This is a genomic window from Alishewanella sp. HL-SH06 (assembly GCF_052656265.1).
The window spans coordinates 1355006-1367000 of record NZ_CP199752.1; the positions used below are offsets into that span (position 1 = coordinate 1355006).

Below are 11995 nucleotides of genomic sequence, written 5' to 3' on the forward strand. Positions count from 1 at the left end.
CAACAATAATAATGCCGCCAAGCGATTCGGTTTAATACCGACCTTCATTAAGACAACAGGTAGTGTATGACTAAGACAAGTAAATACCAGTCACGGCAGTCGGATGAGCAAGGCATTATCCACTGGAGTGCGGAAGAAAATCAGATTTGGCATGAATTAATCACTCGGCAACTCAGTGTGATCGAAGGTAAAGCTTGCGCTGAGTATATGGCTGGGTTGGAGAAATTACAGTTACCACAAGATCGCATTCCACAATTAGAGGAAGTTAGCCAAGTACTGCGCGAGTGTACCGGTTGGGAATGTGCCGAAGTACCGGCCCTGATCAGTTTTGATAAATTCTTCGAGTTGTTAGCGAACAAACGTTTTCCTGTGGCAACCTTTATTCGGAGCCGCGAGGAGTTTGATTATCTACAAGAGCCGGATATTTTTCATGAAATCTTCGGCCACTGTGCCATGCTTACCAATCCAGCCTTTGCTGAATTTACCCATACTTACGGCAAACTGGGTTTAGCGGCCAGTAAGCAAGACCGCGTTTACTTAGCTCGTCTTTATTGGTTTACCATCGAATTTGGTTTACTTAATACCGCCGATGGCCTACGTATTTATGGCGGTGGTATTTTATCTTCACCGGGTGAAACGCAGTATGCACTGGGCTCAGATATTCCCGAACGTAAAGTGTTTGATGCGGTGGATGTGCTAAGAACTCCTTATCGTATTGATATTATGCAACCCATCTACTTTATGATTAACAGCATTGATGATCTGTTCGACATCTCGCAGTTAGATATGATGCAGTTGGTTAACCAAGCTCGGGCACTCGGTTTACATGCCCCGAAATTTCCGCCAAAAGAAAAACAAGCCAGTTAGGAAGAGTTCATGACACAATTAACCACAATGAAATGTGAAGCTTGCCGCGCAGATGCCCCTAAAGTATCAGATGCGGAATTACCTGAATTAATGCGACAGTTGCCCGATTGGACGCCGATAGTGCGTGATGGCATCTTACAATTAGAGCGCGAATACAAGTTTAAAAACTTTAAGCAAGCTTGGGCCTTTCATAATAAAGTGGCTGAATTAGCTGAAGCCGAAGGTCATCATCCGGCGTTATTACTTGAATGGGGCAAATTAACGGTGACCTGGTGGTCGCACTCGATTAAAGGCCTGCATAAAAACGATTTTATTTGCGCTGCGAAAACCGACGCACTGCTGTCATGATGGCAGCTTGACGAAAAAACTGGCGCCGAGGGCGCCAGTTTTATTTTGTGCAGAATTCTTTACGAAAATAACTGGTCTGTCAGCCATTCTATACCGTATTATGCATCATCTATTAAGCCAGAGGTGTAATAAGGCTATGCGTTTAGAAATTCTTTGTCAAAATCGGCTTGGGCTGGCGCAGGATGTGCTGAATATTCTGGTCAGTTACCAGCTTGATCTGCGCGGTATAGAGGTTGATCCTTCGTTAAACAAAATTTATGTATCTTTCCCTACTGTCGACTTTCAGCAGTTCCAAGAGTTAATGGCAAAAATGCGCCGCATTAATGGCGTAGAAGACGTGAAAACGACGGCGTTTTTACCCTCTGAGCGTGAGCATAACGAATTAATGACATTATTGCGTACTTTACCCGATGGTTTAATTGCCATTGATGCTAAAGCCAATGTAACGGTAATTAATGATGCGGCATTAGAAGCGCTGTCGGTTGCCCGCGAAGAGATTGCCGATCAATCGTTGCAAGGCATGGTCAAAGGTTTCAATTTTTTGCGCTGGTTAGAAGGTGATGACGTTTTGGCGCAAACCCGTCGTTTTGAAATTCATGGCAAACGCTTTATCGCCGACATTCTACCGGTACACGTGCCAGACGAAACGGGTAAAGATATCTTAGCGGGCGCGGTGATAAACCTGAAGTCTGAAAGCCGCTTAGGTCAGCATATGATTGCCTTTAAAAAAGGCGATCAAGAAAGCTTTAATAGCATTCAGGCAACCAGTAATGCCATGCGCAAAGTGGTGCGTGAAGCACGACGGATGTCGCAACTTGATGCCCCTATCCTGATTATGGGTGAAACCGGCACCGGAAAAGAGTTACTGGCTCGCGCTTGTCATGCCGCGGGCGGTCGTCACGGTAAACCGTTTTTAACCGTACCTTGCGCCTCAATGCCTGATAACGTCGCGGAGTCTGAATTATTTGGTTATGGTCCCAATGCTTTTGCCGGGTCGGCTGAAGGCAAAAAAGGCATTTTTGAACAAGCTAACGGTGGCACCGTTTTTCTTGATGAAGTTGGCGAGATGTCTCATCAGCTACAAACGAAATTATTGCGCTTTTTACAAGATGGTAGCTTTCGTCGAGTGGGTGAGGAAAAAGAAGTTAAAGTGGATGTTAGAGTGTTGTGCACCACGCAAAAAGATTTGCCAGCGATGGTGCAAGAATCGAAGTTTCGCGAAGATTTGTTTTATCGGTTAAATGTATTGACGCTCAACCTACCGCCATTGCGGGAACGTCGTCAAGATGTGGTGCCGTTAGCGGAGTTTTTTATTGCGCGTTACGCTGCACGTTTAGGACGCAAAGCGCCGAAGTTAAGTGAAAGCTGTGGTCAATTTTTGCAGCAATATCCTTGGCCAGGCAATGTTCGACAATTAGAAAATGCCTTATATCGTGCGGTTACCTTGTTAGATGGAAGCGAGTTAGATAAGCATCACTTACAGTTACCAAGCTATACCAATGACTTTGGTTACTTAGAGCAAGACTTTGATGGCACCTTAGATGAAGCCGTAAAACGCTTTGAAGCAAATCTTCTGCGCAAATTGTTTCCGGCCTATCCTAGCTCACGGCAACTGGCAAAAAAACTGGGGTTAAGCCATACTGCGGTGGCAAATAAATTACGTGATTATGGTATTAATCGTAAGAGTGTAAAAATATAAAGACGATTTTGTATTTTTTATTGTACATCGTTAAGGCCGTCAGCCAGTGCTGACGGCCTTTCTGTTTGAATAAGCAGAAAAACAGTGGTTTTGTATGTTTAACTGTACATTCTAGTCTCAGTGTCGTCTAAAGCTCTTCCTGAGCTTGCCCCTTTCTTTTTTCTGACGCTCGCGCATGATGTCGGCAAAGATAAGGTAATAGGAGTTGTACAATGACTGATCATATTAATCCGCTAGGCACAGATGGTTTTGAATTCGTAGAATATACCGCTGCCGATGCTAACGGCATTCAAAAGTTAAAAGAGCTGTTTTTCGGTCTAGGTTTTACCGAAGTCGCAAAACACCGTTCAAAACAAGCTTGGCTGTATAAGCAAGGCGATATTAACTTTATCATCAATGCCGAGCCCAATTCGCAGGCTGAAGCCTTTGCACGCCAGCATGGTCCATCCGTGTGCGCCATGGCGTTTCGCGTAAAAGATGCCGCAACTGCTTTGCAACATGCTTTAGCGAATGGTGCAAAAGAATATAAAAACCAAATTGGCCCGATGGAGCTTAATATTCCTGCCGTTTACGGTATTGGGAGCAGCTTGCTGTATTTTGTTGATCGCTATGGCGCGAGCTCAGTATATGACATCGATTTTAAATACTATGACAACTGGCAAGTTGAGATGGTCAAGCATGGTGTGGGTTTAGAAATTCTTGATCACCTCACACACAATGTTATGCGTGGCAATATGAATTTGTGGGCCGGTTTCTATGAAAATATCGGTAACTTCCGTGAGATCCGTTATTTCGACATTGAAGGTAAACTGACGGGGCTGGTCTCCAAAGCGATGACGGCACCTTGTGGCAAAATTCGTATTCCAATCAATGAATCGTCAGATGACAAATCACAAATTGAAGAATTTATCCGTGAATACAAAGGCGAGGGTATTCAGCATATCGCGCTAACCACGGAAGATATCTATCAAACAGTTCGCACTTTACGTGAGCGCGGTATGGAATTTATGCCGACACCTGAAACCTATTACAACAAGGTAAATGAACGAGTCGAAGGCCATACTGAAGATCTCGATCAACTGCGCGATTTGCGTATTCTGATCGACGGCGCGCCGATGAAAGATGGCATCTTGCTGCAAATCTTCACTAAGACCGTGATCGGGCCAGTGTTCTTTGAAATCATTCAACGTAAAGGTAATGAAGGTTTTGGTGAAGGTAACTTCAAGGCTTTATTTGAATCGATTGAAGAAGATCAGATCCAGCGCGGAGTGTTAAATAATGCGTAAATGGGCAGCCTTTCCATTAAAAGAAGGTGATATATCTCGTCAAGCGCATGCCGATTTTCCAGAGCAGGCCATTTATGAGCGTGAAGCGGGGCGCAGCGGCTTTTTTGGTCCCGCAACTCACTTCCATCATCGGCACGCACCCACGGGCTGGAGCGACTGGCAAGGCCCTTTACGGCCACGTTTATTTGACTTTAATGCGGTGAATAATAACAACACCGCTTCACCTTGGTTAGTACCGACCTTGTTACATAACGCCCATTGTAAATTTCGCACCTGGCGTTTAACTGACAAGATGTCGCGACTTGCTCGAAATGCCGATGGCGATGAGTTGTTGTTTATTCATGAGGGCAGTGCTGAACTGTATTGCGATTATGGCCATTTAACATTGCGTGATGGTGATTACGTGGTGATCCCTCGTTCGACCATGTGGCGTTTAGAGCCGTCTGAGCCCATGCTCATTGTGTTAATTGAAGCAACTAACGACAGCTATCAATTGCCAGAAAAAGGCTTAGTGGGTAATCATGCGATTTTTGATCCTGCGATGCTCGATACGCCAAAAATTGATGAGGCGTTTAAAGCCCAATACAGTGAGCAGCAATGGCAGGTGGAAGTGAAACGACACAATGAAGTGTCGGTCATTACCTATCCTTATAATCCGTTGGATGCTATTGGTTGGCATGGTGATTTAGCCGTGATGCGCATTAACTGGCGTGATATTCGGCCTTTAATGAGCCATCGTTATCACTTGCCACCGTCGGCACACACGACTTTTGTCGCACAACGATTTGTGGTGTGTACCTTTGTGCCTCGGCCTATTGAAAGCGATCCTGGCGCTTTAAAAGTGCCGTTTTATCATAATAACGATGATTATGATGAAGTGCTGTTTTATCATGCGGGTGATTTCTTTAGTCGCGATAATATTGAAAAAGGTATGGTCACTTTCCATCCGGCCGGTTTTACTCATGGTCCTCATCCTAAGGCGTTTCAAGCAGGGCAAGAGTATCGGAAAAAGTTCACTGATGAAGTGGCGGTGATGCTCGATACGCGAGACGCGTTGATTGCCGGCGATGCGGCGGTGGCTACCGAAAACCCTGACTATGTTAACAGCTGGAAAGTTAAGCCTTAATTGCCTGCATAAGGATAAAAAATGAAGTTAGCAAGTTTAAAAAACCAAACACGTGATGGCCAGCTTGTCGTGGTCAGCCGTGATTTACAGCATTGTGTTGCTATTCCACAGATCGCACACACGATGCAGCAGTTATTAGATAATTGGCAACAACTAGCCAATAAAGCCGAGCAAGTTTATCAAGCGCTGAATCAAGGTAGCGTAAGTGATGCTAAGCCGTTTGAGCAGGCAGCGTGTGAATCACCGTTACCGCGCGCCTATCAATGGGCTGATGGTAGTGCTTATGTCAATCATGTTGAACTCGTGCGCAAAGCACGTAATGCTGAAATGCCAGCGAGTTTTTGGACCGATCCGTTAATGTATCAAGGTGGTTCAGATGATTTTATCGGCCCACGTGATCCTATCGTTGCGATCACCCCTGAACATGGCATCGATTTTGAAGGTGAAATCGCCGTGATTACCGACGATGTGCCGATGGGAATAAGTGCAGACGCTGCCTTAGACAAAGTGCGTTTACTGATGTTGGTGAATGATGTGTCGTTGCGTGGCTTGATACCGAATGAATTAGGCAAAGGTTTTGGCTTCTTTCAATCGAAACCCGCTTCAAGTTTTAGCCCTGTTGCCGTTACGCCTGATGAACTAGGACAGCATTGGCAAGCCGGTCGGTTGCATTTGCCCTTGTTATCCACCTATAACGGCGAGGCTTTCGGTAAACCGAATGCCGGTATCGACATGACCTTTAATTTTGGTCAATTAATTGCGCATGCGGCAGCAACACGCAACCTGGGTGCAGGTGCTATCATTGGTTCAGGTACAGTGTCTAATAAACAAGGTACTGACTATGGTACCGCCATTGCTGAAGGTGGCGTGGGCTATAGTTGTATTGCAGAAATCCGCATGATTGAGACCATTCGGGATGGTAAACCGACGACACGTTTTATGCAGTTTGGCGATACCATCCGTTTAGAAATGCTGGATCCACAAGGTCAAAGCATCTTTGGCGCTATTGATCAGCAAGTAACAGCTTCTCACTAAGCTGTTGTTGTTTGCAGGCGGGTGCGCCGCACCCGCCTATTGCTGAGGGGACAACTTAGATGAAACTATACAGTTATTGGCGTTCATCCGCGGCTTACCGTGTACGCATTGCGCTCAATCTTAAGCAGCTCAGTTTTGAGACGATTCCCGTTCACTTATTAAAAGAGGGCGGGCAGCAGCATCAACCGCCCTATCAGCGATTAAATCCAGCCGAGTTAATTCCTGTTTTTATTGATGAGCAGGCAACACTGCATCAATCGTTAGCCATTATTGAATATTTAGAAGAGTGTTATCCGCAACATGCATTATTGCCTGACAATCCGGTTGCGCGAGCGCAAGTTCGCGGCCTAGCGCTGGATATTGCTTGTGAGATGCACCCGCTGAATAATCTTCGTGTATTGCAGTACCTAACGGGTCCGCTGGCGCTATCTGAAGCGCAAAAGTTAGAATGGTTGCATCACTGGTTGCATGTTGGCTTTAAAGCCTTTGAGCAACGCTTATCATCCTGTGCTGGCGATTATTGCTATGGCGACAGTGTAAGTTTGGCAGATGTGTGTTTAGTGCCGCAAGTGTACAACGCTCTGCGCTTTAAACTCGATATGATGCATTATCCGCAGATCAATCGTATTTATCATCATTGTCAGCAATTGGCGGCATTTGCTCTTGCTGCGCCAGAACATCAAAGTGATGCGCAACTGTAAATAACCTTACCTTCTCGATAGTGTTTGCTGTAAAGCGATTGCTGCAACGTTATCTTTACCGTATTGTGGTATTAACTGATGCAATGCTTCGCAAGTAAGGATTTTTCGAGGTTAGGTAATTCAGAATGAGCAACGATGATATGTTCCAGTGGTGGCGACAAGCGCCGTTTGGGTGTGCTTTATATCAAGAAACCGCGACGCATCCTGAGCAATGGGTATTTGTTGATGCGAATGCAATATTCAAGGTGGTTACGGGATTAACGGCCGAGCGTTTAGCGGGTAGTCAGCCAGAGGAGTTTAACCGGCATGCGGTGTACTTCTCAGAAAGCACCGCCTTATGTTACCAAGTAGATAGTTATGCCCCTGCCGCAGGTTTTTTTTTGGTGATCCTGCAGCAAATTCCCAACTTACATTTTGCCAGCCCGCCAACGGCCAGCCAGCGCAATCCTGTGGCTTTAGTCAGTTTACTGTTAGAGCTAGGCCAGCATTTTAGTACGGTCGAACCGGCTGCATTACCTGCATTCATCCAGCAAGCTTTAGCTAAATTAGGGCAAACCGTGGCGGCAGATCGCGTTTATATTTTTAATTATGATTTTAACAACAATACCTGTTCAAACACTTTTGAGTGGTGCGCTGAGGGTGTTATGCCGGAGATCAACAGTTTACAAGGCGTGCCTTTAGCGGTTATCCCGCAATGGCTGCATGCACATCAAACAGGGCAGGAGATGCACATCCCTGATGTACCGTCGCTGCCAAAGGGGGATGCGTTAAAACAAATATTACAACCGCAAGGGATCAAAAGTCTTCTCACCATACCCTTGTTGGCGGGTATGGAACTGTTAGGTTTTGTTGGTTTTGATTCGGTGAAACAGTATCGCTATTACACTGAGCAAGAACGCTTAGTCTTAGGTGTTTTTGCCAGAATGCTGGTCAATGTGGAAGTGTCGGCAAGGAATCGGGCATTAAAGTGATGAAGTTACGCTTTCCAAAACGTTGGTTAAATCGCACGTTCTGTTATGTGGGGATTTTTGGTTTAGTCTTTCAAGGCACCGCAGCTATCCATGCTTGGTGGAATCAGATCCCCATAGACTATTTCTGGCCATTATTACTGGCACCAGTGCTCTGTTTAGCATCAGGTTTAATGCCCTTATTACAACTTCAAAAAGAGCCTTAACGTTTCGGTTTAAACATTCCTCGCACATTTAACTCACTAATACCGTTGTCAGTTAAACTGAAATTAATTTGGGCTGGACCTTTACTAAAATAATAGAACTCATCATTGATTTGCAGAACAAAACGGCCTCGCGCAGAACGGGCATTATCATCCTTATTCAGCTTAATAAGATATTGGCCAAGTTGCAATGTAAAGCCATGCAAAGGCTGGTTGCTCAAGTCGGTAGCCCAGACATCAGTATCATCTTGTAAAATTAAAGCCATCGAATAAGACTGCGGCGGCATCGCAAAACGGGTTTGCTGTTGGCCAACCGTAAACTGATAGGCACCGGCTTCACGTTTCAATTGCAGGGTAAAAATCTGCTGACGTTGTTCGCCACTGGCCGTTTGCAATTGCAATTGGCCATGGTATGCAAAGTCAGCATAACTGAAATGGCTGCAACACAGTAACCAGGCTAATACTACATATTTCATCTGATACCTCGGTAAAAATCAGACATCTGTTGCATCGACTAATAGCGTTAATTGTTGTCCAGGCTGAAGATAGCGTTCAGTATTAATATTATTCCATTTTACGATATCTGCGACTGTAATGCTGAAACGCTGGGCAATTTTAACTAAAGAGTCGCCAGGTCTCACCCGATAATTTAGGGTACGGGTTTGCTGAGTAGCCGTTTGTAAAGGACTGTTGCTCCAAAGCTGGATGCGCTGCCCCTCGTTTAAGACACTGTTAACGCTTAGTTTATTCCAGTTACGAAGCTGCGCTACCGTCACATCATATTTACGGCTAAGATCCCATAAAGTATCACCGCGCTGAATAATATGCTCGGTCATTTCACCGTTGTTGGTATGGGTATTATCGCTAGCAGCAATGCTTTGCTCTGAAGTGCTATAGTTGGTGCTGTTGGGGATCAGTAATTCTTGACCAATTCGAATGGTATTGCCGGACAATTTATTTAAGCGCACTAACACGTCAACCGAGGTTTGATAACGACGCGCAATCACGCCTAAATTATCACCACTTTTCACACGATAAGGTTTAAACTGCATTAATTGCGTTACCGGGGTATTGGCTAACGCTTGGTTAAATACCTCGGCTTGCTCAATCGGTAATACCAGTTGATGGGGACCATCTGGTGCGGTCGCCCATTGGCTAAAGCCAGGGTTTAACGCCTGCAAATCTGCAACGCTCATGTTGGCTAAGTCTGCCGCAATGGCTAAATCAACTTGGCTACCTACATCAACCACGGTAATTTTTGGCTCATTAGCAATAAACTTCCAGACAATTTGGAATTCTTCAGGGCGTTGTAAAATATCAACCAGAGCTAATAATCTTGGAATGTAAATGGTGGTCTCTGCCGGTAAATCGAGCGACCAAAAATCAGTGGGTAAGCGGCGTTTTTGATTCGCTTTAATCGCGCGCATAATCCGACCTTCGCCAGCATTGTATGCGGCAATCGCGTTTAACCAATCATGTTCTAAGGTATCGTACAGATATTGCAAATAGTCTAAAGCGGCTTGGGTGGATTGCACTACATCACGACGACCGTCGTACCAGGTGTTTTGTGCTAAGCCAAAACGTTTGCCGGTGACGGGCATAAATTGCCACATGCCAACGGCATTCGCCGGAGAGGTAGCCAGGGGATCAAAGGCGCTTTCAACAATGGGCAGTAACGCCAATTCTAACGGCATTTGGCGCTTTTCTAGCTCTTGCACAATGTAGTACAAAAAAGGCTGGGCTCGACCCGCCACCTTATCTAAATAGGCTTGATTATCAGTATAAAAATTACGTTGTTCGACGATAGCGCGGGTTTGCGGCACCTTAAAACTTAATTGCGCTTGGATACGCAACCAAAGATCTTCCAACTCGCTGGCATCAAGCAGTTGTTGTTCACTGAGGCCTGAAGCCCATAACCTCGCGGCAATTTTCTCAGCCGAAGCGGTATTCTTGTGAAAATCTACAGCTTTAGTTTTTGCTGGTTGTGGCTGTGGTACCTGAGCTGTCGTTTCAGCATCAGACCCTGTCGTGCTGACACAGCCAGATAACAGTGCCAGTAAAACTACGGCAGAGATTCTTACAGACATAACGGAGATCCAGTTTTAAAAAAAATAAATATTACCTGTCTGACAGCTCAATGCAAGTCAGGATTTAAATTGATCTTTGGCTGCTCTTAAGTAAGTAAACAGCTCAAGAGCCGAACTTTGTTTAAATTTGTGTTGTAACGCTTTGTTTTCACAGCGTAAAAAAGGATTGATCTTTTTCTCTAATGCTAAATTAGAAGGCAAAGTTTCCTGATTATTTTGTCGCTTTAACTGACTTTGCTGCTGATAATCTAGTAAATCAAGGTTATCGGGCTCAACCTCACGGGCAAAACGCAAATTTCCCAAGGTGTACTCATGTGTGCAATACACTTTAGTGGTACTGGGCAAGCTAGCGAGTCGTTGCAAAGATTGCAGCATCTGCGCGGGTGTCCCTTCAAATAAGCGGCCACAACCGCCGCTAAATAAGGTATCACCGCAAAACAAAACGTCCGCTGAATAATAGGCTACGTGCCCAGCCGTATGGCCCGGCACTTGTAGAGTCTGACAGTGCCAATTAAGTTCCGGAAAATGAATGATGCTATTATCGGCAACGGTTTCGGTTAATAATCGAATTTTATGTTGTTCTGCCTCAGGGCCGATGATCCGAACCTCAGGCCACTGCTGTTTTAATTGCGCCAGGCCTCCGGTATGATCAGCATGATGATGAGTAATTAAGATCCCAAGCAATTGTTTGCCGGTTTGCTGAAGGTACTGATTGACCACCGTGGCATCACCCGGGTCAACCAGCAAACAATAAGGTTGGTTCGGGCGTGACATAACCCAGATATAATTATCCTGAAAGGCATGAATAGGGCTAATATCCAGCATTGGGAACTCCTTTGTATTTAATCAGGGCAGAACATTAACATGAAACCGGCACTTCGTGACAATCATCCTGCAGTCCCTTCCGGCTGGCACTGTTTTCGGCAAGGCCATGCCTTAGCCAGTGCGCTGGAGCAGGAATTAGAGCCGTGGTTGCAAAAAATCTTCGGTTATTACTTATTGAAGATTGGTGATTTAAGTAGCCAATTAAGTTTACCCAGTGCCCGCTTACGCCAACAATTAACGCTAGGCTCTGCCGAAGGGCAAGCAGAACTGCCCTCCGGCGCAAAAATGATTGCTGAGCCCGACGCGCTGCCAATAGCGGCAGCGAGCGTTGATGCGGTGCTATTAAGTCATTGTTTAGAATTTCAATCCGATCCGCATCACGTGATCCGCGAAGCGCACCGGGTGTTAATTGGCGATGGTTATTTATTGCTTAGCGGCTTTAATCCACATAGTGTGCTTGGGTTAACCCGCTTTGCGCCTTGGCTAAAAAATGAATTTCCGTGGCAAGGTCATTTTTTTAGTGCGGCGAGGATTAAAGATTGGTTGCACTTAATTGGTTTTGAAGTGGTCGGTGAGCAGCGGTTTTTTTGCAGTTCAATGTTAAGTCTAGATTATAAAGCTGGGCGTTGGCAACGTTTCAGTGAACGTCATTTACGCTATTTTGCGTCGAGTTATTTGTTGGTGGCGCGAAAAAGAGAATTACCCTTAACGCCGATCCGGCCAAAATGGCAGGTACAAACTGGCTTTTCTACCGCACAGGGCATCAGTGCGAGGCATGGCGCCCAGCGCAAATCAATAAAATAAAGCTAAAAAAGCCCAACAGATCCGCCAAGGCAGTTGGGCATCGTTG

General features: G+C 45.4%; 13 protein-coding genes. 10 read left to right on the plus strand and 3 right to left on the minus strand.

The features are described from left to right. The first annotated feature begins 66 nt into the window (after positions 1 to 66). The 9 genes from phhA to ACUJFK_RS06335 all read left to right on the plus strand — a co-directional run bounded on the left by phhA (position 67) and on the right by ACUJFK_RS06335 (position 8236). Entirely contained in the window at positions 67 to 867 is an 801-nt protein-coding gene (gene phhA, locus ACUJFK_RS06295; protein ID WP_226749807.1) for a phenylalanine 4-monooxygenase, read from the plus strand. A gap of 9 nt (positions 868 to 876) precedes the next feature. Then, the gene (locus tag ACUJFK_RS06300; protein ID WP_226749808.1) at positions 877 to 1215 is read left to right on the plus strand and encodes a 4a-hydroxytetrahydrobiopterin dehydratase; all 339 of its coding nucleotides are present in this window, start codon (positions 877 to 879) and stop codon (positions 1213 to 1215) included. A gap of 136 nt (positions 1216 to 1351) precedes the next feature. Next, positions 1352 to 2914 carry a transcriptional regulator TyrR gene (gene tyrR / locus ACUJFK_RS06305; RefSeq protein ID WP_306176911.1) on the plus strand — a complete coding sequence of 521 codons (1563 nt, stop codon included), beginning with the start codon at positions 1352 to 1354 and terminating at the stop codon, positions 2912 to 2914. 212 nt (positions 2915 to 3126) lie between these two features. Next, positions 3127 to 4200: a 4-hydroxyphenylpyruvate dioxygenase gene (hppD, locus tag ACUJFK_RS06310; RefSeq protein WP_445426374.1), complete on the plus strand. Its 1074-nt coding sequence runs from the start codon at positions 3127 to 3129 to the stop codon at positions 4198 to 4200. Next, positions 4193 to 5326, plus strand: a complete 1134-nt coding sequence (locus tag ACUJFK_RS06315; protein WP_445426375.1) for a homogentisate 1,2-dioxygenase — start codon at positions 4193 to 4195, stop codon at positions 5324 to 5326. Before hppD ends, ACUJFK_RS06315 begins: the two co-directional genes overlap by 8 nt. A 21-nt stretch (positions 5327 to 5347) precedes the next feature. Further along, complete coding sequence (locus tag ACUJFK_RS06320; RefSeq protein WP_306176910.1) at positions 5348 to 6361, plus strand: fumarylacetoacetate hydrolase family protein; 1014 nt, start codon at positions 5348 to 5350, stop codon at positions 6359 to 6361. Between the two features lie 59 nt (positions 6362 to 6420). Beyond that, positions 6421 to 7062 carry a maleylacetoacetate isomerase gene (gene maiA, locus ACUJFK_RS06325; RefSeq protein WP_445426376.1) on the plus strand — a complete coding sequence of 214 codons (642 nt, stop codon included), beginning with the start codon at positions 6421 to 6423 and terminating at the stop codon, positions 7060 to 7062. A 125-nt stretch (positions 7063 to 7187) separates the two neighbouring features. Beyond that, a complete protein-coding gene (locus ACUJFK_RS06330; protein WP_445426377.1) occupies positions 7188 to 8033 on the plus strand; it encodes a GAF domain-containing protein in 846 nt (281 codons plus the stop codon). Beyond that, positions 8030 to 8236 (plus strand): hypothetical protein, encoded by a 207-nt coding sequence (locus tag ACUJFK_RS06335; protein WP_445426378.1) that lies wholly within the window; start codon positions 8030 to 8032, stop codon positions 8234 to 8236. Before ACUJFK_RS06330 ends, ACUJFK_RS06335 begins: the two co-directional genes overlap by 4 nt. Here the strand turns inward: ACUJFK_RS06335 and ACUJFK_RS06340 are convergent. The 3 genes from ACUJFK_RS06340 to gloB are packed head-to-tail and all read right to left on the minus strand — an operon-like array spanning position 8233 to position 11145. Beyond that, positions 8233 to 8709: a hypothetical protein gene (locus ACUJFK_RS06340; protein WP_445426379.1), complete on the minus strand. Its 477-nt coding sequence runs from the start codon at positions 8707 to 8709 to the stop codon at positions 8233 to 8235. The two genes, ACUJFK_RS06335 and ACUJFK_RS06340, sit on opposite strands and share 4 nt — an antisense overlap. 18 nt (positions 8710 to 8727) lie before the next feature. Continuing rightward, positions 8728 to 10320 (minus strand): LysM peptidoglycan-binding domain-containing protein, encoded by a 1593-nt coding sequence (locus ACUJFK_RS06345; protein WP_445426380.1) that lies wholly within the window; start codon positions 10318 to 10320, stop codon positions 8728 to 8730. A gap of 57 nt (positions 10321 to 10377) precedes the next feature. Then, entirely contained in the window at positions 10378 to 11145 is a 768-nt protein-coding gene (gene gloB, locus ACUJFK_RS06350) for a hydroxyacylglutathione hydrolase (RefSeq protein WP_445426381.1), read from the minus strand. 39 nt (positions 11146 to 11184) lie between these two features. On the opposite strand from gloB, the gene ACUJFK_RS06355 reads away from it, so the two are divergent. After that, positions 11185 to 11949: a class I SAM-dependent methyltransferase gene (locus ACUJFK_RS06355; RefSeq protein ID WP_445426382.1), complete on the plus strand. Its 765-nt coding sequence runs from the start codon at positions 11185 to 11187 to the stop codon at positions 11947 to 11949. The last annotated feature ends 46 nt before the right edge of the window (positions 11950 to 11995 follow it).